Below are 25,502 nucleotides of genomic sequence, written 5' to 3' on the forward strand. Positions count from 1 at the left end.
GCTCAGTCCGTAAACGATGTCGTCTGCGTTGCCGAACGTCCCATCGGGACCTGCACCGCGAAGCTCGAAGTTGGCATCGACCAAAGTCGACTGATCGATGTCCTCGCTGAAATTCACCGTGAACGTGCTGAGCACATCGGTCAATGTGCCGCCGTTGTTCGGGAGACTTGAAACGTGTTCTACGATGGGAGCGACACCGTCGGTTACACCAACTTTCAGGTTGTATTGCGAACGGAAACCTCTACCTGCGAAAGTCCTATCTGTTGCTTCAATTACGGACTCGATGATTCCGAAACGGTTTCCATTGTTGTCATTACGCCATTCGCCGTTCGAGGTGATGTAGGTATAGTCGCCACCGCTGGGCGTCCCACCATTCCATTTGGTGAAACTTAGCGGAGTGCCGTCGCTCCAGACAAAGGTTCCCTCCGTTGTTTCGTCAGTGAGTCCAATCCACACTCCAATCCCAAAAGTTTCATACAGCAATTCGTTTTGCTGCGCCGATGTGATCGAAGCCAAATCTTGTCCGGTAGCAATCGCACTGTTCCGGAGTTCACTCCAAGATGCGGTAGCGTCACTCAACACGAACCGGCTCCCGTCGATCGCCGCAACCTTCGTAGATACGCGAGCATAAAATTCGCCGGTTGTCGGGACTTCGCCGCTGAAAACACCATCTGAAGAGTCGGAGTCGAAGACCACTTGTCCATCTGAACTGACAACATCAACGAACGGCTGAAGCGTCGAGGCAATTGGCGAAAAAGAATTCGCATCCAGGGAAACTAGTTCGCCAGCATTCAAAAAACCGAGTTGGAACAAGTCCGTGTCAAACGCCGAAAGTGTCCCAGCCACTTCAGCAGTTTGTGTTGTGCCAGCTGTTGAGAAGCGTATTGGGTCGGCACCACCAATCGAGTCGTTTGCGTTGTTCTCATCCGACTCCAAATCAATATCACTGACGACATCAATTCGCAAATCAAAATTTCCTGTTCCGGATTCAGCTGATACCTCGACGAGATATTGTCCGGATGATTGAACGACGTAGTGGCTTATCAGCGCGTCCTGGCCTGGGCCGCTGTCCTGATCGCTACGAAGTTGACCACCAGCCGAGTTGAGAAACCGCAATTGGGGATCAAACTCATCGCTGGTCGCAGCAATAGCGATTCGCTGTCCAGCATCTAGATTGACAGCGATTTCCGCCGTCGGATTCAACTCGTTGACAACGCCGTTGTCGAACGCCGTCGTGACTGAGTCTGCCGCCAACAACTGACGCGGTTCAAGCAATTCCGTTCGTAGAACTGACCGACGCCGATTCCTGTCAAGATTTCTCTTCCGCCCCATCACGTGACCCAATCCGCTAAAGTCTATTTTCCGGGTAAGTTCGAGTGCAGATTGTAATCCCTCTCAAGGCGGGGTACAGCAGGGGGCAGAGAGAGTGTGCATTGAAGCGCAGTTCCGATTCCTTGCGAAGTGGTCTCGAAAGAGCCTAAGGTTCTCTCCAGCCACCATATGGCATTGTTAAGGCGAAAACGTATATTTGGCGCACATCGGTGTCAGAGAAATAACCAGCGAAAAGCAAGTCGCGAATTTCCTAGACCTTGGAGCACGAAATCCAGGCCACCTCAAACGGACTCTCAGAATCAAACCGATGTAAGCTGGTTGAAAGTGACGCGAATCTCATCGCAGAATCGGCTTGTCTTGAGAAACTCATAAAAGATCGGGCACTCTCCGCAAATCATTGCGGTGGGGAGACCCAGCTTGGATTGACCGTCTCAGCGTCCCATCGGCACCCGTTGGCAAAGCAGCAAAGTCACTGCTGTCGGTTGACTTACCCCTTCTGATCATCAGAACTTTTCTGTGGACGCCGCTTGGCAAACGCTCAACGTCAACGCATTGGATCACGCGGTCCGCATCGGATTCGCGATAGCTAAAAAAAACGCATGCCAGGCCATTCCGGCCCGGCATGCGTGGAGCTACTTCCACCGATTCGGAGTGTCAGACCCGTTGCTTGTAACGTGTGGCACGACCGTCTGGCCGTGGTACACCGCGATCCTCGTACAGGCGATCGAGCGCCTTGGTGACGGTACTGCGACCGATCCCAACAACACTGCCAATTTCCTTGTTCGACATTCCGGAATCGTGAAGCCGAGCAATTTCAGCCTCGACGTTGGGATTCCCCTTAACCTTGATCGTTGGCTGACGACGATGCTGGGGCACAACCGTGTCATCGCGCTGAGCATGGTCCAACGCGGCGAGGATCGTCGGGCGCGACACGCCAAATTCCCTTGCCAACGCGTTGGCTGACGGCTTCCGGCCGGTCGCAGACTGAACTTCCTGATACCGCCGACGGACAGCATCCCGGTTGTCTTTAGTCCAACATGACCGCTCGGGGATCTGGAATACATCGATCCAAAACCAGTCGTTTGGAAGCATGGCGAAACGGTGCGGATCGGTGGCCATGTTGATTTGATCGCGCAGACGTTCGTTTGAAAACGATTCATCATGGATTCGCATCCATGCACGACGCCTTGGTTTGGTCTGGTATCCGTTATTCGGTTCATCGTCAGCGCTGCTCACGATTTCGCTCGTCTCCGAGAACCAGGCCACGGCATTCGGCACCGAGCCAATCTTGCAGGTGCGACTGACTACGCGACCCTCCTTGAAACAATCGATCCGGTCGATATGCATCGACAACTCCAGGTTGATCGATGTCGCACATTGGTCATCGAGTACCTCCGCAAGCCGATTCAAACGATCCCGAATCTCACTGGGCCGAACCAGATTGTTGAATACGGACGATTCGCACGCTTGGCTTTCCAGGCTATTCTCGATCTCCATGATTCGATTCAGTGTCTGCGCGGCCTGTGTCTCGATCGTGCTCCTCAACTGTGATGGAAGATCCGGTTTTGCGAGCGTCACGGACCAACCGCCGACACGACTCTGGAGCTCAGACAACTCCGCTTCAAGTTGAGGAATTACTCCTTGACGTTGGGACTGATCGGCCAAACGCTGCTGCTCGACCAAATCCTGCACCTCCGCGACCAACGACTCAACTCCATCTTGATCCGGAAACAGTCGCTCGATAAGCTTGCCGATGATAACCTCGCGAAGCCACGTTTCTTTGACGCGACAATCGTTCTCGCAAATCCCATTGCGTTGATTTGGACATGCGTAGGAACAATAGACTTTTTCTTCACCAGACTTGGTGATGTAAGGCGATGTGGAATTCGGTACCATCGACGCACCGCAGTGGCCACACCGAACCAAACCCGTGAGTGGGTACCGGTAATTGACGCCACGTGATTGGCCGTTGGAACCGCCGTCTTGGCGAGGACGTGCTCGAGCGATGATGCCGGCATCAACCTTCTCAAAAGTTTCGGCGTCGACGATCGGCTCACAGAACCCTTCCTTGCGGATCACGAACTCCTCATCGTTCTTCTCGATGACGCGACGTTCGTCGATCAATCCAGTTGAGTTCTCACTCCAGACAAGAGTTCCCCGATAGATATCGTTTTTCAAACGGCATCCGACCGTATCCGCGTGAAACGGTTTGAAACGTTCGGGAATCTCATCTTGCTTATTCAGGAAGTTCGCAAGTCGTTGCTGGCCCCAAGAAGGGTGCTCGGCGGACGCCTGAAACATGGCAACTACGACGGGTGCGGTTTCCGGGTCGAGTACCAATTTGTGGTGTACGACATCTCGGTTGCGACGTTTTTCAGTCGCGGCAACTTCGAGTTTGTATCCGAACGGAACGGGCGATCCAGGCCAGTAACCGTCCTCGATTGATTGAATCTTGCCCCGAACGACATCATTTGCCTTAATGCGGCTGTCTTCGGACGCGCGGAGATTCTCGATCGCTTCAATACACCGTGCCCCCGGTGCGTCAGGGTCGGCGAAGTCCCTGTCCGCGGTCAACACGTACACACCATGACGAACACGAAGTTGGCGACGGTAATTATCCAAGTCTTCCATTCGGCCAAACCGTTCTACGGTATCGACCAAGATCACTTCGGTAGCGACTGCTCCCGTCTTAATGTCGCGAATCATCTGCTGAAAACCAGGTCGCTGGAGCGTCGTTTTACCGCTGACGGCATCGTCGCGGTACACCTTGGCAATCTTCCATGGAAGCCCCCTGGCTGCGATCCGTTGATTAATCGCGCGGAGCTGCTGCTCCGGGCTGGTCTTCGATTGGTTTTCGGAGCTCATCCGAAGGTAAACCACGACGTTGCGTGATTTGGAGTAGTCAAATTTCTTCCGTAACATTTGATTGATTCTCCGTTCGCCTCTCTTGGCGACGAATGTCGCTCGCGATCGTGCGGGCGATGAAGCTGACCAATCTGCGTCGTCGGGCGGCGTGAACCAGATCCAACAGATGATGTAAACGACCATTCGGCCAATCGATTGGTAGTGGGATTTCGCCATCGGCGATCATCTCTGCAATTTCTGGAATACGTGCCAACGGCACAGCGTTGGCCTCATGATTGCTTTGGCTGCTCAATGGGCGTGCCTTTTGGAAATGCACGCAATGTCAGCCACCCCGGCAACACGCCAAGGTGCGACTAGGCATTTGCGCGCGGGTGAGAGAATGAATTCCGAAGGAAGTTCTTCGGGACTCGGAATGGTCGTCCGAGTCAGGCCAACCTTAAAGACGGCGACGTGATTCGATTCGGTCGCTCATGTAACAGTTGAGCGCCAGATTCCCTGCAGCGAAGCACTGACGCATCGCAGCCGATTCAAAGTCGGCTTCAAACGGCACTGGCGATGAAATCGCGGCCTATTGAACTCAAAGGTAACCAGGTTGTATTCCGACAGCGATCCCCGAAGAGCCTTTGTCACCGACAAAGACGCTGCGAAACATAATGGTGCAGCGACACCAAGCCCGCGTGTAGGAAACGCTCAAGAGAAGCTTTGTCGCGTGGAAATTGAATCAGCTCAGCGACTTTGCGTCGTCCGGTCGGCGTCAACAACATCGCACCAAAAGCTGGATGAAGCCCCAACGCAAGTCCGTGGAGCAGGTGAGTCGGATGCGGCTTCGTCTCTAGTCTCTGCGTTAGATGCCACAGAGAATGAAACGCCTGAAATATGGATTTGTCGTCCTGTTCGTCCCTGAGTCGTGGGATGAGATCCACCCAGAGTGCCGAATAGCATTGGTGAAATGCTGCTCTGGACTCAAATGACAAAATGTCTAAGACATCTTTCTCCATTTTGTTTCCGCGGCGACGACCATATGATTGATTCAAGGCATTCCAATTCATCGTGAGCGCCGCAATTGCTGCGTCCACATTGTTCATCCACAGCGACACTGACTCGTCGAGCAACTCGGACACCAGTTCCCGATACCGAAGAAAAGTGCTCTCACTGTAGTCGGGAAATCCGATGGCGCCCCGATTTTGGCGGTCAAACTCATGCAGGCTCAGACGTTCACCATCGCTCTCTCGTAGCATCCGATCTAGATCGTCAACACTTTCCGTTGAATCGCGGCGTCTCGGCTGGAGGCAGGCATCTGAAAACACACGGTTTGAACCATTGGAGCGGCTGATCGGTAGCAGCGAGGCCAATAAGTGAGCTTCCACAGATTCTCTGTGACCTGCGAAGCCCTGCCGAAAGACCTGACAGCGAAAGTTTGCTAGTACAGCTAAGTGAGAGCTGGAGCATTTCCCTCGAGTGCCATAGAGCCCCTGCTTGGAAACCCAGTACTGTTCGATCGAGAAATTCCCGAGGCTGAGTTCACGGTGGCATAGCGACAGAGGTGGAATCCGACAGTCCGGAAGCGTCCATTGAGGCAGGTCAATGTTTCGGCGGTTGATGCGACCAAATAGTTGTGTCATTGATGCGCCGGGGTGCGATTGCTACCATCTGCGTGTGCGCGACGCCGTTCGACTGCACGAAACATCAGTTTTCCAAACTCGTGAAGACGCTGTTGTTCTGTGAGAACGGATGGGTCAGGACGTGAGTCCGTCCGCCAGACGGGCTGAAGCCCAGTCTCGTATACCGAGTTCTTTGTCTGCTTCTTTGCTTGAGGTTTTCCCATCGCGATCCATCCGTTGGCTCGGGTTGCCTGATGGACGGGGTAGACATGGCACGACGACAAAGCGTCGATTTTTGAATTTGAAAAATCATTCGATTTGATTGCTCCTCGATTGAGTGATGTGTTTGTAAATGATGCTGGTTTAGATCACTTGACGCGTTCAATCCCGATTCATCGAAATGCCTGCAACATCTAGCGATCAAGATTCTCCGATGATCCCCGACGACGAGATTGCGGTCTTCTTGACCCGATTCCCTACCGGGGTGCGTGACTTTGTGCTGCACCAGAAAATCTCTGACCGGGAATATCGGATTCTTAATCCGCTCGAACTTCTCGGAACGCAGATGGCCGTCCGTGTGCTTCATGCACTTGCCCGATCATCGCCGGAGCAGGGCCTGCACTTCTCGCTCTCCCGACTCCTCGTGCAGTGCCTGGAGTATCGCGGCAATCGTCGACATCTGATCGTCGAGCCTTGGGATCTGTCAGATCTTAGAGGCGATAACCTGTTTCAAGAAAATCGAACCCAATTCGCTCGGGACTGCTCCGAGGTGCAGGCAGAGCGGTTTCGACTTGTTTTGTCCGACCAAGCGTTGCCTAAACAGACTGAGGATGACCTTTACTGGGGCACTTTTTCAACGCTACCGCACGTCGAGGACACCTTCGACGATCCCGTGCTTGGCAAGTTCGCGTTGGAAATCCATACCCTCATCGTTGGTGATGAGGAAGTAGAATCGAACATCGATGTTTCTGAAATGCGATCGGCGGTACAGAGAGCTTGGGGGAACTATTTTGAAGATTTTGATATCGCCGTACCCCGTCGCCAGCGCCGAGATTTGTTCAAGCGACTGATGTCGGTCGCTGTGCGACAAGCTTCCACGCTTACCGAGAGGATCGCGTTTGCGTTTGTCCTGCGAAACGCAGGAAGCGAGGCTCTGACGCGCGACCAAGAGTTCTTTTCTGAACGGGAGAGACGATTGTTCGATCTTCGCTATGGTGCGAGCGAACCACTGGGAAAGATCAACATTGGATTTCTTTATGACTATGACGATCTTCACGCAGAACTTCTAAATGAGCTTGCCAGCTCACTCGTTCGCGAGAACTCGGATTCCGAATGGCTGCTGGCAGAAGATGTCCTTCGACGACATGTTCAGCTACTAGGCGAGCTCCGTGACTTGCGGCGTGAAGTTCGTGCAGATGAGCGACGGGGGACTCGCCAATCCAGGGCGACTCGAACGCCTTTACCGAGTATCGAACTGTCAATTGATCCGCAACCTGATGAGCGCACCGAAAGGCCTGATGCGAATCTCATCGGTGAAGAAACTCTCGAATGGATGCGGTGCATTCTCGATCGTTTGAAACCGCGGGATCGCAGACGTGCACAAGCATTGCTTGACGCAAATGGTGATCGCGCCGCGGCTGCGAATTCGTTGGGACTCTCGACAGAGACATTCAATCGGCAAATGAGACAAACTGTGCGGCCCAACCTGGAGTCTGCTATGCGATTAGTGAGGGAAGATGAGGACGAAAGTTGATATGGCGAAAAGGAAGCGAAAAGCAGAAGTGAGGAAAAAGCAAGCGGCGATCTATTGCCGCGTTAGCACTTTTGATCAGAACCGTGGCGACTACAGCAGTTTGGAAGATCAAGAGCAGCGGTTGCGCCGTGCGGCGGATGAAGATGGATACGAAGTCTTTCAAGTATTCAAGGAAGTCGCGAGTTCGGCAAACCTTGACCGCGAAGAACTCGGCAAGATGCTTGGTAAACTCGATCAGATTGACGCGATCTACGTGACCAAGCTGGACCGTCTGTCGCGCAGCATGAGTGACTGGTGCCGTATCAACGAGCTTCTCGGCGATCGCGACTGCGCATTGGTGTCAGTCACACAGAAGATCGATACAACGACGACGATGGGGAGATTCTTCCGCGACCTGCTGATGCTGTTCGCTCAGTTTGAACGCGAGATGATCGCCGAGCGAACGTACGAGAAAATGGCTGAGCAGGCAAAGCAAGGGCGGTGGAGTGGTGGCCATCCGATCCTGGGCTACGACGCTGTCGACAAGAAGCTGGTTGTCAATGAGGAGCAAGCCGAACTTGTGAACGCCATCTTCGACAAGTATCTCGAAGTGGCATCGATTGCCCGAACGTCTCGGTGGGCAAACGATTGCGGTTACCGAACCAAAGCGGTCACTTATAGCAACGGGCGGAAAGTTAAGCCTCGGAAGTTCACGCGGGCGGATATCCAGCGGATGCTCAGCAACATCACTTATATCGGCAAAGTTCGCTTTGACGAGATGGAATTCGACGGGGAGCACGAAGGAATCATCGACGAAAAGACATTCATCGAAGTACAGAAGTTGATGGACGCCCGGAAGGAGAAACCGCGTCGTGGCGATCAATCTCAGCAGGACACACTGCTGCTTGGACTACTTCGCTGCGGCTACTGCGGCAATGCCTACACGACTAGCTTCGTCAATAAGAAGATGAAGGACGGCAGCACGCAGCGATACTACTATTACAAGTGCACCACAAAATCCAAACAGAATGCCGCGGCCTGCTGCGGAGCCGACCTGAAGGCCCAATTGATCGACGATGCGGTGGTCGAATACATCCGTGATCTTGCCAAAAAGCCGAAGCACCTTGCCGCCGTCATCGCCTCCGCCACAGAGGCGAACCGAGAGGGCGTCAAGCACCTTGAGGCCGAGCGAACGAAGCTAAGCAAGGAACTGACGAAGCTCGAGAAGGCGTCGCTCGCTCTGGTCGACCGACTTGCCGATCCGGCCCTGCAGGGAATCGGTGCGATCACGGATCGGCTTGCGGCCTTGGAAAAGGATCAGCAGTCGCTCAAGTCTCGGATCACCGAACTGACCCTGCAGATTCGCGATCGCCGCGACCAGGACATTTCCAGCGAAGAGGTGCAGGAAGCCTACGAGGATTTTGCTGGGCTATGGGAGGAGCTCGACTTTGACGAGCGGCAGTACGCACTCCGATTACTGGTCAAGCAGATCAGCCTGAGCTTCAAGAAGAAGGAAAAAGCTGGGGAGATACAAATAGAGGCGTGGGGCCGAAGGCCCACGCCTCTGCGTGTGTCCCTGGAAAAAGCACGCAACGGAAAGTTGCGTAACCAGGATGGAAGGCTCCCCCGGCAGGACTCGAACCTGCGACAAGGCGGTTAACAGCCGCCTGCTCTACCAACTGAGCTACAGGGGATTGCTTCGCTGAAAGGTCAAACCGTGGTTCGTTCTCTCAACGGGTCGCGGAGTTTACTTTGTCGGCTTTCCTCCTGCAACCTCTGTTGTTTAGACCTTTCTTTTTTCTCGCGGTTCGCCAAAAACCTCCAGTTTTAACGATCGAAACGGTCAAAACACCCCCTTCCAATCCCAATTCCTATCCGCCCCTCAAGACTTCCTCAGGATTTGCTAGCTAAAGGGTGCAACTGCTCGCTCGTTCAGCTTCGGAGCACGCTGATCGATGAACGAATTCAGGCCTCAATCACGCATCTCTGCATGGCAGTTTTTACACTCCGATTGGAGGGATTTGATCAAGCCAAGCGGGTCCTTTTGAAGTTGTTCCTTGCTCGCTTTCGATATCTGCTGGGCAATCGCTGCCGAACGTTTCATCCGCTGCAGCTGCGGCTCCGGCCACGAGCGAATTTCTTCCAGACGTAACGCCTCGGCGAAGTGCTCGTGCAAAAGCATGCTGTCTTCGGCGAACTCGTCTCCTGATTCCTTAAGGCTCGCCAGCAAGTGCTCCAGAGATCGGTCGATCGCGACCATCTGCTGCGCGAGCTCGGTGACTTCGACAGATGATTTGAAATCTGTTTTCAAAGTTTGGATCTCGGTCAAGTCATGTGGCTCGGTCTGATCGACACTGCGAAACAGACCCGCATAGCGTGGAGACGTGCCGGCTTGCTTAAGTAGCTCGCTAGCCTGTTGATGATCCATTTTTCCGAGTGCGACACAGGCAACCGCGACGGCAGCTGGGGCTCGGTGCTTGCCATGGTGACAGTGAAGGTAAACGCCACCGGACGATTCGTTGATCGCTTTGGCAAGTTCCAATGTTCGCGTCGCGTCGACTTGGTCATAGCCGATCGGCAAGTGGATGTAACGCAGTCCGTGTTGCTTGGCTAATTCGACTTGAGGGGTTGAGCCATCGACGCTGATGATGGTGCGAACACCTCGTTGGGCTAAGGCTGCAAACGCTTCTTCACCGCGCGGTGAGCCGCCGACAAAGAGTTTAGGATCAATGCGGCGAAAGTTTTGCATCAACGATTCGTCAATCTGTGCAGGGGCAGCCGAAAGATTGCGAAGACGCGCGGCGACGTCAGGGAATTGCGCGATGACATCATTCGTTTCGTTGGGGTCATTCGATAAGTCAAACAACATCGCGGCTTTGTTTGGCGGCTGGACCCATTTCCATTTTCCATCCCGAACCGCATGCCAAGCTTTACGGCCAAGTTCCGCGTGGGAACCTGTGGCCCAAACGATCGGTCGGTGTGATTGATCTTTGTTACCTTGGAGGATCGGCAGCATCGATTGTCCGTCCAGGTTGTCTTTCGGCCCCAAGCCCGCAAGTTCAGCGATGGTCGGATAAAGGTCCAGCGCCGATGCGACTTCGTTGCTGGTTGTCGCCGGCTGGATCAGTTTCGGATACCGCATCAAACAAGGGACCCGCAGACCGCCTTCAAACAAAGTGGCTTTACCGCCACGCAGCGGCAGGTTGGACCCGCCGTAGTTTGGGTCGCCGCCGTGATCGGTCATGAAGATCACGAGGGTGTCTTCGGTTTGATCGGTTTCGTCGAGTGCTTTGAGGAGTCGTCCGATGCCGTCGTCCATTCCGACGACTTTCGCTGCAAAGGATCGACGTAGTGGATCGTCAATCGAAGCGACTCGTTGCAGGTCCTGTGGCTTGGGCTGCATCGTGTTGAGTGGCTTTTGGTTTTTATCCTCCCACGCCTTGCCGAAGTGTGGTGCGTTGTAGGCAACGTGGAGATACCAAGGCTTCGATGACTGCGGTGTCGAGGACCGGTCCGGAAAGGATTGGATCAGTTTCTCGGCTTCGTCGGTGATCACATCGGTGGCGTATTGGTCGGTTTGCACCAATGTCTTTCCGCGGTACCAATCCGGTCGGTTCGCGTAGTGGCATGTGAAGAAGTCGACGCAGCCACCGGTATGGCCAAAGAAGGTGTCAAAACCGTGTTCGGTCGGCCAGAACTTTGACTGACCATGGCCGAGGTGCCACTTACCGACCAGGTGGGTCTGGTAGCCGGATTGCTGTAGTTCAGTCACGAAAGTTTGTTCGTGACTGCGAATGCCACGATCGGCATCTTCGTCGTCCAGAAACATTAAGGCGCTGGTCAGTTGGTCTTCGGAGCGGTGTGCGAACCGTCCCGTTAGCAGTCCGAAACGCGAAGGCGTACAAATGCTGCTTGCCGCATAAAACTGGTTGAGCTTGAGGCCACTGGTAGCCAGCGAATCGATGTGGGGCGTTTTGATTTCGCTACCGTAGCAACCGACATCGTTGACGCCCTGGTCATCGGTAAAGATCAGCAAAATGTTGGGGCGAACACTGCTTTGGGGGGCTGGTTGACTCTGCTCGGAAGGCTCGTCGGCGCAGAGATCCGGTGCCGCTAGGAAAAGGCAGGCCAAAGGGCAGAGGCAGATCGAGAAGATTGAGCGAATTAGGTGGGACATCGGATTCACGAAAGCGATAACAGTCTTCAAAATGCCGACGCATTATATCCGCTTTGATTTAGCGGCGAGTTTGAAATGAACCCGTTTGCAAAACCGGTGTCCACGTCTGCATTGGTTTTGACAAGCTTGGCGAAGTTGGACTAGCAACCACGAAGCCGTTTCTCTTTTTGCCATCTCAGGGGCAATGTCGGATTACATCAAATTACACTTCGTGATCTTGTTGTGGGGATCGACTGCGGTCCTCGGAAACCTGATCGATCTCAGTGCCACTCAGCTGGTGTTGTATCGCAGCACACTTGCGGCGCTGCTGTTGTTTTGTTTTCTGCATCGCCATGCCAAGGTCGCGCCGAGTACAGCGGTCTTGTTGGTGCTGAACGGTTGCCTGCTGGGGGCCCACTGGATCTTTTTCTTTATGGCTGTCAAGGTTGCGAACGTTTCGATCTGTATGATCGCGATGGCAACGGTTTCGTTTTGGACAGCCATTTTGGAACCGTTGTTGGTTCGAAGTTGTCGGTTTCAGTGGATCAATTTGATCTTAGGAATCGTCGTGATGACTGGCATCTATGCCATCTACCGACATGAATCACAGTTCCATTTCGGACTCGCCGTCGGCTTGGTCGGTGCAGTTTTGGCGACTCTGTTTTCGATCGCCAACGGAAGTCTTGCGAAGCGTGCCAGCGAGCAGTGTGTGGTGATGTACGAGATGGCGGGGGCCGCGCTGGTGTGTGCGGTAACCTTGGCGGTCAGTGAGGTCTTGGGACTTGGGATGGCATCGGAGCGCTGGTTGTTGTCGCCTGTTGAAGTGCTCTGTTTAGCAGGCTTGGTGTTTGGTGGCACGTTGTTGGCGTATCACATCTACGTCGGTCTGTTGCATCGGTTGTCCGTGTTCACGATCAACTTTGCCAATAACTTGGAGCCGATCTATGGCATTACGTTGGGCGCGATTTGTTTTGGCGACCACCAGTTCTTAGGCCCCGATTTTTACTTCGGCGCGATCATGATTCTTTCCGCCGTCGTCGCACAACCGGTGCTTGCGATAAGGGCAAGGCGAAAGCTGCAGCCGTTGACTTGACGGCCGATTGGTTTTCATGTTGTTTTTTTGCGAAGGCGGCTTGGGCGACGAAATAAGCGTCGGGGAAGAACGCTACCTACACGGAGTGTAGGGCGACAATCGAGCGATACCTTCGCGGATTGTAGGGTGACCATTGAAATCGGATCGGCTGAGATGTGGACCCAAGTAATAAGTGCAGGATTTTCTGCACAATGAGCTTGCTGACTGACGCTGCGGCCCGTACTATTGGTGCAGAGGTTTCTGCACTTTGGGGATCACGGGAGGTCGGTGATGCGGTTTACGCCTGGCGAGTTAAAGGTCATGACGCTGTTGTGGGATCACGGTGAGCTAACGCCGCCACAACTAATGGATCTCTATCCGGAAGATATCAAAGATCCAGCGCTACGAAGCTATCTGAAGATTCTCGTTGAAAAGGGACATGTCTCCCGTCGACGCGAAGGCAAGGCCTTTGTCTATCAAGCAATCACCGCAAAGCGAAATGCGTTTGGCGGGATGATGAAACAGCTTGCCGAGGCCTTTGGTGATGGTTCGTTGCGTTCATTGATGTTGAACTTAGCTCAGCACGAAAAGCTAAGTGAGGCTGATCTGGCAGAAATCCGTGCCGCGGCAGGATTGGACGGACAGCACGAGGCAGCCCCGAAACGCACGGCAAAGAAACGGTCCAAAAAGGCACGGAGGAAGCAGTTATGATCGATTGGAATTCAGATCAATTGCTTTGGATCATTATTGTTGCAAAGTTGACGGTACCACTGCTTGTCGCCAGTCTCGTTGAAATTCCGTTACGACACTGGAATCCCAGGCTGCGCGTTGCGATGTGGCGAACCAGCCTTGTCGCTGTGCTGTGTATCGCTGCCATCAGCTGCTTGCCGTCCCATGCGACGCTGACAATTTCCTTGCCAATTATGCGGGAGGCGACAGCGAGGCAGGCGACAGCGCAGCAGAAAATTGTGGAACCGTCGATGCAGGTGAGCGTTTTCGATCCAACAGTGATCGAATTACCCGTCACATCGAATGGCAGCGCAACGACAGTTCCCGTGTTCATGAACGCGGGTAACGAAGCGATCTCGAACTTGAATGGTGACTTATCGGGCAAGATGAGTCGCCAGGACGCTCTCGCTGGTGCATCTGTGAATATCGAGTCGCAGCATAGAAGTGCAGCCTGGGAAAACCTGCACTCGGAAGCCACGCCGACTCCGGCGGTATCAGTCAACGAATCAGGGTCGATCCAGTACTCGACGGTTCTATTGGGGCTCTATGCAATCGGCGTTCTCGGCTGGCTCTGCAAAGAATGCATGGGTGTGTATTTGGCATGTCGACTCATCGGCGAATCATTCGACGTCGATGTCGCCACATCACAGACTGCGCGAGGGCTTGCTACAAAGCTTGGTGTTTCTCATTTCGCGGTTCGATGCAGTGACAGAGTGGCTTCACCATGCGTTCTTGGAATTCGGCGACCCATCATTCTGTTGCCAAGTGAATTGCCAGAGAACGCGGTGGAAGCAGCTCTTTCACACGAGCTTTCTCATATCGCTTCACGAGACCTTTCTTGGGACTTAGCCGCACGGACGATGCGATCACTCATGTGGTTCCATCCCCTGGCTTGGATACTCGTTCGATCACATCGAACTGCATGTGAACATGTTAGCGACCTTGTTGCGGCCGATCTGCTTCAGAATCGCGAAACGTATCGATCGGCCCTCGCCCAGATCGCATTGATGTTGCATACGCGAACTGACTCGTGTAGTCGTTCTGTAAAGTTTTTGACCGGATTGCAGATGGCACGGCGTCCCGAGATCGTTGACCGACTGCGTTTGATTGCAAGTGAATGTAAAGCGATACCGATCGGACGTCGTGCTCAAGTCATCGGAGTGCTGGTGCTGGTCCTGTGCATCGGTTTCGGGGCGTTTTCGATTGTACTGACGAGTGCGAACGCCCAGGAAACAAGCGGTCTGTCTGCGGATGCGGAAGGTTCCGATGGTGTTTTTCAGTCGGTTCGAAAAATTCGGCTTCAGGCGATCGCTTCCGGTAGCGGTCGTTCGCTTGCAGAATCGCATGCCGAAGTCGTCATCTGTGCGGAACGGTGTGAATCCAGAACATTCTACGCGGATCAAAATGGTATTGTTGAAATCGAGTTGCCAGAATTTGACGGCGAGATTTCGGTCAATGGAAGTTTGTACCATCCGGGTTATGTCCCAGGCACGATCGAGGAGCATGTTGCTGGAAACGCGAAGTCCTCTGCAACAAAAGCGATCCGTCTGTCTCCTGGCAAGTTTGTATCGGGCAAAGTGGTTGACGAAGACGGCCAGCCGATCGCCGGTGCTCGGGTCTATGCGTTGGTTCTTCATTCCAGTGGAAGGGCGCAACTGCTTTTCAGGCAAACCACATCAGACGATGGAAAATGGAAGATGGATGGTGTTGGCGAGAACGCTCGCATTCATGTTGAGCAGCCAGATTTTGTCAACGCGTCATTTGCGACAAATTACGGCACAGAAATGGAATGTGTGCTGAACAATGGACGTCAACTAAAGCTGTCGATCAAGGATCCGTTGGGCCATGCGGTGGCGAAAGCCAATGTTGAAGTGTTCCCAGGCAACATTGGCACAAAGCCGCAGCTTCAGACGGCCAGCGATGGGACGATTGTTTTGAAAGGGCTAGTGGACAAGCCGTTGACGATCTCCATCAGGGCCGATGGCTATGCAAATCTTCGCTACGTCGTACCGAACGATCACGACGAAAGTCAGACGATCGAGTTGCAGTTACAAGCTGGCAACGCGTTTCCAATTGACGTCGTCGATCAAATGGGGCAACCGGTTGAAGACGCATGGATCAGAATTCGAAGCAATGAGAGACCGTCTCATGAATTATGGAGCGGCAAATCCGACCAAGCAGGGAGCGCGCAATGGCGTGGAGCGAGTCAAGTATCGGCGACGATCTACTGTGGTGCTGATGGCTACATGCACTGCCAACAGAGTATCGATACATCGGAGCCGATTCGGCTTGTGTTAAAGAAGGCTCCCGTAATCAGTGGCTTTGTTGAGGAGTTGTCAACGAAAAAGGCGATTGAGCAATTCACCGCCACGCTAAGACGTCGGGCTTTTGGTGGAAGCGTCCCGGGAACCGATGCGATCGCTCATGGGAACGATGGCAAATTCGAGATGAAGCAGGGCTACGATTATCCGGATCTCGATTTGGAAATTACCGCAGAGGGCTATACCCCTTGGAGAATTTCGCTCGACGAACTTGATTCGATGCAGGAACTCGAAATTAAGTTGAAGGCGGCAGATCGCTTGACCGGTCAGGTCGTCGGTCACGAGGGTCATCCAGTCAGCGGAGCAAAGGTGGTGCTGACCGATCCAACACTATTGGCCCCACTAACGATTGGCCAATCCCTCGAACGACGTGACCAATGGTTTTATCCGCTGGAAGAGCGAACTGATTCTGATGGGAAATATAGCTTCGCAATTCCAGGTGAGCTTCCTGAGCAGTCGGTCCTGTTTGTCGAAGATCCAGTGGCCGGATTTGGACAGTTCAAAGTTTCAGAGTTACACAGCGAAGCACTGAAAGGCAGCGAAGCATTGAAGCTGACACCTTGGACTGAGCTTGCTGTTCGTGTTGTGAAAGACAACCAACCGGCGAACGGTGTTGACGTCACTGCAAGCATGACACGATTCGGAAACGAGTTTGTGTACGCGCTGCCAATCACCGTCAAAACGGATCAGGAAGGAATTGCGTTGTTTCCGCGAGTAAGACCGCAGGGTTATCAGATTCGAATTGGCTCCAATTTTACCGGTCAAACTTCGCAATATCGCGACGAAAGAATGGAGTTATCCGTTGGCGATAATGAACTGGAAGTCAACCTTGACGGTGTTCCCGTCGACATCCAGATCGACCTTCCGCCCGATCCAACTGGCAATCGAGAAGCCAACTTGGCCGAGAACGGACGGTTTATTGGATTAGGCGTCAATGGGAAACCAATTAGCTTTGGGGTCACCACCGACGACGCAGGCTTTTGTCATATCGCGTCAGTTCCGCCGGGGCACTACAAAGTTTACTTCAGGATCTTTGGAAAAACACCTGAGGGACATTCCGGATCTGGATTGCTAGTCGGAGATGTTTCAAAGGAGTTCTCAGTGCCAGTTGGGGCCGAGCGTCCCGTCATTGTTCGGGCCCCATTGCAGTGGCCGACGATCGCAACGGTTGGAGATTTGGCTGTACCTTTCGCAGGCCAAACACCTCAAGGAGAGCGGATTCACTCCAAGCGATTTGTCGGTCAATGGCTGTTGCTGGATTGGTTTTCGACCCAGTCAGCCGTTTATGACGCTCAATTTCCTGAGTTGAAATCGTCGGTCGATACGTGGCGAAAGTTAGGCCTGAATGTAATTGGCATTGGTACTGATTTCGTAGTCAGGAATCAGCTTTCTGCTCCCGTGCTTCAAGAAGGCTGGCAGAAACTAACTTGGCCAATTATCGGCGACCGCTATACCGTTAAGCAGCTTAGGTCAAGTTATGGGGTGGGGACTTCACCAACCCGAATTCTGATCAATCCACAGGGTGAGATCGTCTATCGCGGTGATGACTTGTCGAAGTTAACGTCGACGATTAATGAGTTAATCGATGGGCAGAGTTTTCAGGGCCAGAGTTTTCAGTCAAGGGAATCAATTGCTCCGGATCATCCTTTACTTGGCATTCGACCAATTGCGTTTGATAACTCTGATTATCGAGGAGTTCAGAAAGCGGTGGTCGCTTTCATCGAAACAAAGACGCGGACTGTCAAATGGTCTGATGGGCCGGTCTCATCGGATCGCGTGCAGATGGTTTCGGCTGAAGGCGAAATCGTCCGCAGCTATCCACTTCACGATCAATACTTTCCACGTCGAGGGCAAATCGCAATCGATTCCCAGCATGGGCGACTGTATGCCGTTGACGGTGGCGAGCTGTTGGCTTTCTCGCAGGATGGGCAATCACTTTTCAAGGTGAATATTCCGCAAATCAAAGCGGTCGCCGTCGATCAGCAAACCGGGAATTTATGGTGCTGCAGTGGTGATGCGAGACGGGGAGTGGTGATAGTCCTAAGCAATCAGGGTTATGAGCTAAAACGCTATGCCCATGCCGCGACGGGAGTGATCGCATCGCAAAGCGGTGATCGGATTTGGTTGCTCGGGAAGTCCATTCGGTGTCTCGATCGAAATGGGAATCTGCTGGAAGATCTTGCGAATGTTCCCGAGTGGACCTTTGCTGGAGATGCAACGATCGATTCGAAAGGGCAGTTATGGATCGTTCTGTATGTGAAGTCAGAAGAATCCAATTCGATTGGGCCTGCCCTATTCCGATCGACCGATGGCCGATTAGAAAGGCTTAAGTGGCCCAGCGATCAGGCTGGGGATTCTGGGTACCTCAGTAGCATCTTTCCGTCTTCCGTTGTCAACTTCCAAGGGCAGCTTTTGGCGAAGGGTGCATTGATGAAACCGGATTCGGTAAATGGTTCCAAGCCGGTTGCGGCATTCTTTTCAAGCGATGGTAAACTGCTCAAGCGTCTAGAAAAGGAGCCGTTGACGGAATCGATTATCACCGCTTCCGGCGATGGCTATCTCGCGATTGCTGACGATAAACTGTCGCGTTTGTCCTCAGACGGCAGTACGCTGAGCGAGGTTGATCTTGAATCTGGTAAGTCTGCTGAGGGATCCGAAAGCAAAGTGCTTCGCCGCAGCTTAATCAGCTTCTAGTATCTTCACTGAAAGCATGTGCTCCGAAGGCCGCCGTCACCCGCTACGCCATCACGCGGCGGGTGACGATCGGGTGGATCGCTAGATAGATCACGACGGCGATCGCCGAGAGGCTGCCGCTGGCGAGCCACAAGGTCATCGGCCCGAGACGCTGCAACACTTCGCCGCCTAAGGGTGCGCCGATGGCTAAGGCGATCGCGTAGCAGGTTGTAAACAACCCCATGTAAGCACCTCGGCAATGTTCCGGCGCAAGCTTTGCAATGATCGATTGCTTCGTCGGTGCTTGCAAAATCTCGCCCAGCGTCCAGACGCCGATGCTAATCCCGATCAATAAAAAGCTACCGCCAAAGCCTGTCGTCCCAAAACCGATCGCGATCAATGCCGCACCGATGGTGACAATGTTCATCGCATTAAAGCGGTTGAACCAATGTGTCAGCGGCAGTTGCAGCAACACGATGAGGATTCCGTTGATCGACATCAGCAGACCGAATTGAACGTTGCTAAATCCGGACTGCCGAATATACAACGGCAGTGTTGCGAACCCTTGGACGAACACCAGTTCGACCAATAGCGTCGAAAGGCAGAACATCAAAAACGGTGTGTCGCCGATGATCGCCGTGATTGATTCGCGAAGGTTGCCGCGCCGGATCGGATTCGCGTCATCCGTTGATTCTGGACGTGCCGCTTTTTCATCGATCCAAAACCAAATGATCACTCCATAAGCACACATGGTGATCGCATCGAGCCAGAACAACAGTTTGAAGCTATAGCCCGCCAAGATACCGCCTAGCGGTGGAGCGATCGCAAAGCCCAAATTGACCGAGATGTACATCAACGCAAACGCATGTGTTCGACGATCAATCGGAGAAAAGTCAGCGATCAACGCCGACGCGGCAGGTCGATAGAGATCGCTTACAAGCGCGAACCCGCAAACACACAACGCGAAGGGGAGCTTGTGCTGGATCGATCCCAACAGGATCAATAGCAATCCGCCCCCAAAGAGCGCGAGTAGCATCACCGGTTTACGGCCGATGTGGTCCGAAAGGAATCCGCCGACGATCGATCCGACCATCGAACCTAGACCTAACATTCCGATGCACAGCGTGGCGAAGGGAATTCCAAAGCCCAACTGCTCGCTCGCGTAGATCGACAGGAAAATAACCGCGAATGATCCGGCTCGGTTGACGAACGAGCCGAAGCAGAGAATGCGAACCGGAAGCGGCAATCGAAAGTAGTCGCCAAGCATGGCTGGTTGTCTGTGTTGAGTCGTTCAATCCGAGTTTTAGTCGGACAAACCAATCGCTAGTGGGGTTCGCGGAATAGTTTTCAATGTGACGGATTCCGTTGACGTGATGCAGTCAATGATGGCTGCCACGAAACGTTTTTGGACGCAAGCGAAACTTTCATTCTGAGGTAGGGTTTGAATCTGTACACTCCTTTTCTTGTTGAATGATTGGAATGACAGAATTGGGGCGGCGCTTTGGTTAGTGAATCGTCGGTTGTGTCGCTGATCCTGGAGTTCTGGGTGTTGCGATTGGTTGGCGGTTTGCTTGTGAGATTTTTGGTTTGTTGCTGGTCATCACGGCGGAGCGTGATGGGTACTTTGTGCTGCATCACGTCGGAGCGTGGTGGGTACTTTGTGCTGCATCACGGCGGTGCGTGATGGGTACTTTGTGCTGCGTCACGTCGGAGCGTGATGGGTACTTTGTGCTGCATCACGGCGGAGCGTGATGGGTACTTTGCGTGGTGGGTACTTTGGGATCTCGTCTGGGGCGTCCTTGTCTTTAATTCAGTTCCAATTCGATTGCCCTAGATATTGAGGGATAGATCGCATGCGTTTCTCTTCTCACTTTTCATGGACGCTTGGTCTGTTGCTGCTGAGTTTGGACGTTGCCAATGCTCACGCGCAGGAGATGGCTGCGACAGCCGACTCCGCTGTCACTCCGGAACAGCTTACCTTTTTTGAAACAAAGATCCGTCCTGTTTTGGTCCGTGAATGTTACGGGTGCCACAGCGATCAGTCGGGCCAGAATAAAGGTGGTCTGAAGCTGGATACGCAATCGGCTTCGTTGCTCGGTGGCGACAGTGGCGCAGCGATCGTACCGGGGGACCTGGAAAGCAGTTTGCTTTACACCGCGATCACGCATCAAGATTTTGTTATGCCGCCCAAGCGGAAGCTTTCTGATGCGGAGATAGCTGATTTTCGCACTTGGATCTTGGATGGCGCGCCTGACCCTCGAGTCAGCGAGGCGGTGCAGATGCCAAGTTCAGCGATTGATGATGAAGTGATCGCTCGCGCCAAAGCCACGTTTTGGTCCTACCAGACTCCGACGATCCGATCCCCACAAGACACAACTTCGTGGGCGACAACGGAGATCGATCGATACATCGAAGCCGGTTTGACATCGGCGAACCTACAGCCAGCGGCGGATGCCGATCCGGCAACTTTGCTGCGCCGTCTATGTTTTGATTTGGTGGGGCTGCCGCCAAGCCCAGAACAGGTTCGTTGGTTCGAGTCGGCTTATGAAGTCGACGCCGACGCGGCAGTCGAACGAGTTGTCGATCGGCTTCTTGATTCGAAAGCGTTTGGCGAACATTGGGGGCGGCACTGGTTGGATGTCGCTCGATATGCCGAGTCGACGGGCCGTGAAGTCAATATGACGTTTCCACATGCGTGGCGTTACCGAGACTACGTGATCGAATCCTTCAACAATGACAAACCCTATGACGAGTTTGTTCAAGAACAGATCGCGGGTGATTTGTTGCCCGCCGAAGATGATCAGCAATGGGCCGACCATCTGATCGCGACCAGCTTCCTTGCGATCGGCACAAAGAATTTGAATGAGCAAAGTGCGGCGCAGTTTGCGGCCGACTTGGCGGACGAGCAGATTGATGCGACGACACGAGTTTTCCTAGGAACGTCTGTCGCTTGTGCACGATGCCACGACCATAAATTCGATCCGATCCGTCAAAGCGATTACTACGCGATGGCGGGGATATTCCGAAGCACGAAAACCTACTTTGGTAATCCGCCGTCCGATTATGGCAACTTCATTGGCGTCCAGCAGCGTCAGCGTAGCAGCTTGTTGCTGTTGCCGGTGCAGGACGAGGTAGCGGTTGGCAGAGCCTATTCGGAGGATGAATTTGAATCGCTGAAGAACGAGATTCAAGAGAAACGTCAGCAGCTTGTCGATTTGCGAAACGGCGAAAGTGTTGCGGGGCGTCCTGGTGCGAGCGCACAACAAATGCGATTGCGGATCAACAATGAACTTGCCGAGCTGAGTGCCAAAATTAGTGTTTTGGATGATGACGGCAAGCCGCGAAGCTATTGCATGGGAGTTCAAGACCAGGGCACCGTTGGAAATGCCCCGCTACTGGTTCGTGGAGAGATTGATCAACCCGCCGATCGTGTGCCACGTGATATTCCTGCGGTGCTTCGCGAAGATCAACTGAGAATTCCCTCGGGTTCCAGTGGACGACTTGAATTGGCCCGCTGGATCGGAAGCGATCAGAATACACTTGCCGCACGAGTGATGGTCAATCGAATCTGGCATCACGTGTTTGGGCAAGGCATTGTGCCGACAACAGAAGACTTTGGCGCAACGGGAATGTCGCCTTCGCATCCGGAACTGCTGGATCACTTGGCGATCGAATTTGTGAAGTCTGACTGGTCGATCAAAGCGATGGTTCGTCAGATGATGACGTCGCGTGCCTATCGAATGAAATCAAGCTTCGATGTCACCAGCCATCAACAGGATCCTGACAATCGATTGCTTTGGCGTGCAAACGTGAAGCGATTGGGGGCCGAATCGATTCGTGATGCGATGTTATTAACCGCTGGAGAATTGCAGCAAGAGGCACCGGTCGGCAGCATCGTCGCCGATGCGGGGTATACACGAGTTCGCGGCGAGAGTTTGCAAGACCCACGCGATGCACGCCAGAGGTTTCAAGCAACGTTGACGTCACGGCGCGATGAAGCGGCGGAATTGATGCGGCAGCTTCGCGGCGGTAGCCCACGGGAACGCTTGGTGGCTCGCAATCGTTTGCGTGAACTGGGGGGCGGGCGTGATCGCGGATCGATGCAACAACCGGCGGATGATAAATCGCTCGATCAAGCAGACTCCAACATCCGCAGTGTCTATTTGCCGGTTGTTCGCGACTTTGTTCCGCGATCATTGGAAGTGTTCGATTTTGCTGATCCCAGTTTGATCAGTGGAACGCGAGAGACATCCAATACGCCCAATCAGGCTCTGTTCATGATGAACAATCCGACGACGTTGCGGCTCAGTCAATCTTTTGCCGAACGATTGACGAAGGAAGCATCGTCACGAAAAGACCAAGTCAGTTTGGCGTTCTTGTTGGCCTACGGAAGGTCGCCCAGCGATGACGAAAAACGTGTTTCGTTTGAGTACTTTCGCGGTACCGATTTGGACGACGATCAAGCGTTGGCAGCGTTTTGCCAAGCCTTGTTCGCGGCCGCGGAATTCCGTTACTTGAATTGATCAAAAGATCCGCTTGGTGTTCAGGCTGGTGATCGCCAATGTCTCTCATGGGAGAGGCTTGGAGGATCGCCAGCTGGCTGATGTATTGTCCTGCCTCGTCGCTTTTCCTATTCCTTACATACTCTGCAGCAGGGTTTGAATCATGTTGACTCGACGTGAACTGTTGAAACATTCGTCGGCCGGGTTTGGTTATTTGGCGATGGCCGGAATGTCGAGCGCGGGCATGTTGACCGGTTCGAATAGGTTGGCGATGGCCGAAGAATTGTCTGCGGCCAACCCGCTTTCACCGAAACAGCCTCACTTTTCCGCCAAAGCGAAGCGAGTCATTTTTTTGTGCATGCAAGGTGGACCCTCGCATGTCGATACATTTGACTACAAGCCGCAGCTGGAATCGGATCACGGAAAACGCGGTAAGTACGGTGGCGCGTTATTGAAGTCACCTTGGAAATTTCGACAACGCGGTGAAAGTGGACTTTGGATTTCAGACCTATTTCCCAAAGTCGCTGAACATGCCGACGAGATGTGCTTGATCCGTTCGATGAACTGTGATCAGCCGGTGCACCCGGGCGCGATGACTCAGATGCATACCGGAACGGCACAGTTCGTTCGGCCTTCGATTGGTGCGTGGACGTTGTATGGATTGGGAACCGAAAACGAAAGTTTGCCAGGCTTCGTTTCGCTCAGTCCACCGGCTGGTAATTCACGCAACTATGGGAGTGCGTTTTTGCCAGCGATCTATGGGGGCACGAAAGTCGGGCGGACGGGCAGTCGGTTTGCTCAGTTGGCACGCCAATCCGGCGGCAACCAAGACTCGGTGCCCGACATTCGCAACCCTGGTTTGTCAGACCGTGAACAGCGTCGTCAACTGAACTTGATTCAAAAGTTGAATCGCAGCCAAATCCCGAGCGGCGATGCGGCCAATGTCGAGGGAGTGATTCAGTCCTATGAGTTGGCGTTTCGAATGCAGGACGCGATGCCTGAACTGATGGACCTTTCTAGTGAAGACGCCAAAACGCTTAAAGCATACGGAGTTGACGGTGGCCCGACGGAAACGTTTGGCAAGCAGTGTTTGTTGGCACGTCGGTTTGCCGAAGCCGGTGTGCGGTTCATCGAAATCACGCATGGCAATTGGGACCAGCATACGCGTTTAACGGCTGATCACGCCGCGCGAGCAGAAGCTTGTGACGGACCGATCGCGGCTTTGTTAGCAGACTTGAAAGCGCGAAAGATGTTGGACGAAACGTTGGTGATCTGGGGAGGTGAGTTCGGGCGGACGCCATCGGCTCAGAACGGCGACGGTCGCAACCACAACAACAAGGGATATACCTTGTGGATGGCGGGCGGTGGCGTCAAAGGAGGCTTCAGCTACGGCGCGACGGACGAGCATGGTTTTGAAGCGGTCGAAGATCCCTGCCATGTTCATGATTGGCACGCGACGGTGCTGCATCTGATGGGGCTTGATCACGAGCAACTGACCTATCGCTACGCTGGCCGTGACTTCCGCTTGACGGATGTGTACGGCAATGTGGTGCATGACATCATCGCGTGACGTTCGATCGTTGATGTGACTGGGGGTGCAGAATTCGTCGGCTTGCTGGCAAGGCTGCTCTGCTTCCCACCGGGGATTGCTCTGCGGAGGGGGCTGATGGTGTCAATTTGTTGATCAGCTACGGTCTTGCCAAATGGGGGTGCTGCCGGTCAGACTACAGTCATCGCGGTTACCCCATTCCATCGAAGAGTTGACGATCGTCATGGACGGCATCACTGAGCCCGTCGTTTTGATTCTCGGACATCCGATTGCGGGGAACCCTGCGCAATTTGCACTGGAGCGAGCTTTCGAATCGATGCGCCTACCCTGGCGAGTTCACTCTTGTGATGTTCCACCGGAGCGGCTTCCCGAAGCGATCGAGGGTGCGGCGGTGCTGGGATTTCGAGGTCTGTTGCTTGATCAAAATTTGGTTGACGGGGTTCAGAGTGAATCGAGCGACAATTTTTTCTGGCGCGATGAACTCGGGAACACTCCGTTTCAGTCTAGCGATACGGTTCGCCAGTGGCTTGGCGTCGCCATCAAGCAGTTCTTTGCTGACGCGGAATTGAAAGACGAGGGCGAGCAAGTTGTCGAGTCCTTGTTGCGGATCGGCCCTGACGTCCCATCGATTCCTGATGGGATTGCGAAGGAGCAGCATCAGTCACCCATCGGTTGGGCTTCACCCGAAGCGATTGAGAACGCGGACTTGATTGTGATTTCGGAATCGGTTGATCCGTCACAGTGGCCCGCTGCTCCGACGAAAACCTTGGTCATTGATTTTTCATTCGGCGACGGCGATGGTGGCGAAAACGATCACGATGCGATGCGATCGTTGGGGTACACCGTCTGGGGACGCAACGAAATCAGAATCGGTGTGCTGATGACTTGTCTGTCACATTGGGTTAAACAGACGCCCGACGAAGATGTCTTGACGGAAGCCATCGAAGAATACTTGGCGGTTTGAAAGGTT

Annotated in this window: 13 protein-coding genes and 1 tRNA gene; 8 read left to right on the forward strand and 6 right to left on the reverse strand. The window is 53.6% G+C overall.

Annotated features, from left to right (window positions below; genetic code table 11):
- The 3 genes from LOC67_RS00005 to LOC67_RS00015 form a co-directional block, all read right to left on the reverse strand.
- On the reverse strand, window positions 1-1,275 hold a 1,275-nt coding region (locus tag LOC67_RS00005; protein ID WP_230260222.1), incomplete at its 3' end, for a lectin-like protein.
- A 711-nt stretch (window positions 1,276-1,986) separates the two neighbouring features.
- Window positions 1,987-4,254 carry a recombinase family protein gene (locus LOC67_RS00010; protein WP_230260223.1) on the reverse strand — a complete coding sequence of 756 codons (2,268 nt, stop codon included), beginning with the start codon at window positions 4,252-4,254 and terminating at the stop codon, window positions 1,987-1,989.
- A gap of 569 nt (window positions 4,255-4,823) precedes the next feature.
- Complete coding sequence (locus LOC67_RS00015; protein ID WP_230260224.1) at window positions 4,824-5,819, reverse strand: hypothetical protein; 996 nt, start codon at window positions 5,817-5,819, stop codon at window positions 4,824-4,826.
- A 379-nt stretch (window positions 5,820-6,198) separates the two neighbouring features.
- Between LOC67_RS00015 and LOC67_RS00020 the strand changes: the two genes are divergently transcribed.
- Together LOC67_RS00020 and LOC67_RS00025 are read left to right on the forward strand one after the other, a co-directional pair.
- Window positions 6,199-7,551, forward strand: a complete 1,353-nt coding sequence (locus LOC67_RS00020) for a hypothetical protein (RefSeq protein WP_230260225.1) — start codon at window positions 6,199-6,201, stop codon at window positions 7,549-7,551.
- Between the two features lies 1 nt (window position 7,552).
- Complete coding sequence (locus LOC67_RS00025; protein ID WP_230261570.1) at window positions 7,553-9,190, forward strand: recombinase family protein; 1,638 nt, start codon at window positions 7,553-7,555, stop codon at window positions 9,188-9,190.
- Here LOC67_RS00025 and LOC67_RS00030 read toward each other — a convergent pair.
- Window positions 9,152-9,224, reverse strand: a tRNA-Asn gene (locus LOC67_RS00030). The genes LOC67_RS00025 and LOC67_RS00030 overlap by 39 nt on opposite strands.
- A 278-nt stretch (window positions 9,225-9,502) precedes the next feature.
- Window positions 9,503-11,707 (reverse strand): sulfatase-like hydrolase/transferase, encoded by a 2,205-nt coding sequence (locus LOC67_RS00035; RefSeq protein ID WP_230260227.1) that lies wholly within the window; start codon window positions 11,705-11,707, stop codon window positions 9,503-9,505.
- A 184-nt stretch (window positions 11,708-11,891) separates the two neighbouring features.
- Between LOC67_RS00035 and LOC67_RS00040 the strand changes: the two genes are divergently transcribed.
- The 3 genes from LOC67_RS00040 to LOC67_RS00050 all read left to right on the forward strand — a co-directional run bounded on the left by LOC67_RS00040 (window position 11,892) and on the right by LOC67_RS00050 (window position 18,502).
- On the forward strand, window positions 11,892-12,779 hold the full coding sequence (locus tag LOC67_RS00040) for a DMT family transporter (protein WP_230260229.1): 888 nt from the start codon (window positions 11,892-11,894) through the stop codon (window positions 12,777-12,779).
- Window positions 12,780-13,049: 270 nt separating this feature from the next.
- Window positions 13,050-13,469: a BlaI/MecI/CopY family transcriptional regulator gene (locus LOC67_RS00045; protein ID WP_230260232.1), complete on the forward strand. Its 420-nt coding sequence runs from the start codon at window positions 13,050-13,052 to the stop codon at window positions 13,467-13,469.
- Window positions 13,466-18,502 carry a M56 family metallopeptidase gene (locus LOC67_RS00050; RefSeq protein ID WP_230260233.1) on the forward strand — a complete coding sequence of 1,679 codons (5,037 nt, stop codon included), beginning with the start codon at window positions 13,466-13,468 and terminating at the stop codon, window positions 18,500-18,502. Before LOC67_RS00045 ends, LOC67_RS00050 begins: the two co-directional genes overlap by 4 nt.
- Before the next feature lie 43 nt (window positions 18,503-18,545).
- On the opposite strand, the gene LOC67_RS00055 is transcribed toward LOC67_RS00050, so the two are convergent.
- Window positions 18,546-19,748, reverse strand: coding sequence for an MDR family MFS transporter (locus LOC67_RS00055; protein ID WP_230260234.1), 1,203 nt, complete (start codon window positions 19,746-19,748; stop codon window positions 18,546-18,548).
- Window positions 19,749-20,334: 586 nt separating this feature from the next.
- Here LOC67_RS00055 and LOC67_RS00060 point away from each other — a divergent pair.
- The 3 genes from LOC67_RS00060 to LOC67_RS00070 all read left to right on the forward strand — a co-directional run bounded on the left by LOC67_RS00060 (window position 20,335) and on the right by LOC67_RS00070 (window position 25,496).
- Window positions 20,335-23,004, forward strand: coding sequence for a PSD1 and planctomycete cytochrome C domain-containing protein (locus LOC67_RS00060; protein WP_230260235.1), 2,670 nt, complete (start codon window positions 20,335-20,337; stop codon window positions 23,002-23,004).
- 142 nt (window positions 23,005-23,146) lie between these two features.
- A complete protein-coding gene (locus LOC67_RS00065) occupies window positions 23,147-24,553 on the forward strand; it encodes a DUF1501 domain-containing protein (protein WP_230260236.1) in 1,407 nt (468 codons plus the stop codon).
- Window positions 24,554-24,755: 202 nt separating this feature from the next.
- The gene (locus LOC67_RS00070) at window positions 24,756-25,496 is read left to right on the forward strand and encodes a hypothetical protein (protein WP_230260237.1); all 741 of its coding nucleotides are present in this window, start codon (window positions 24,756-24,758) and stop codon (window positions 25,494-25,496) included.
- Window positions 25,497-25,502: the final 6 nt, after the last annotated feature.

This window comes from Stieleria sp. JC731 (genome assembly GCF_020966635.1).
Lineage (GTDB): Bacteria > Planctomycetota > Planctomycetia > Pirellulales > Pirellulaceae > Stieleria.

Bases quoted from the DNA above. Each gene is read 5' to 3' on its own strand.
- LOC67_RS00010 (WP_230260223.1), bottom strand. From the start codon at position 4,254: ATGTTACGGAAGAAATTTGACTACTCCAAATCACGCAACGTCGTGGTT.
- LOC67_RS00015 (WP_230260224.1), bottom strand. From the start codon at position 5,819: ATGACACAACTATTTGGTCGCATCAACCGCCGAAACATTGACCTGCCT.
- LOC67_RS00020 (WP_230260225.1), top strand. From the start codon at position 6,199: ATGCCTGCAACATCTAGCGATCAAGATTCTCCGATGATCCCCGACGAC.
- LOC67_RS00025 (WP_230261570.1), top strand. From the start codon at position 7,553: ATGGCGAAAAGGAAGCGAAAAGCAGAAGTGAGGAAAAAGCAAGCGGCG.
- LOC67_RS00035 (WP_230260227.1), bottom strand. From the start codon at position 11,707: ATGTCCCACCTAATTCGCTCAATCTTCTCGATCTGCCTCTGCCCTTTG.
- LOC67_RS00040 (WP_230260229.1), top strand. From the start codon at position 11,892: ATGTCGGATTACATCAAATTACACTTCGTGATCTTGTTGTGGGGATCG.
- LOC67_RS00045 (WP_230260232.1), top strand. From the start codon at position 13,050: ATGCGGTTTACGCCTGGCGAGTTAAAGGTCATGACGCTGTTGTGGGAT.
- LOC67_RS00050 (WP_230260233.1), top strand. From the start codon at position 13,466: ATGATCGATTGGAATTCAGATCAATTGCTTTGGATCATTATTGTTGCA.
- LOC67_RS00055 (WP_230260234.1), bottom strand. From the start codon at position 19,748: ATGCTTGGCGACTACTTTCGATTGCCGCTTCCGGTTCGCATTCTCTGC.
- LOC67_RS00060 (WP_230260235.1), top strand. From the start codon at position 20,335: ATGCGTTTCTCTTCTCACTTTTCATGGACGCTTGGTCTGTTGCTGCTG.
- LOC67_RS00065 (WP_230260236.1), top strand. From the start codon at position 23,147: ATGTTGACTCGACGTGAACTGTTGAAACATTCGTCGGCCGGGTTTGGT.
- LOC67_RS00070 (WP_230260237.1), top strand. From the start codon at position 24,756: ATGGACGGCATCACTGAGCCCGTCGTTTTGATTCTCGGACATCCGATT.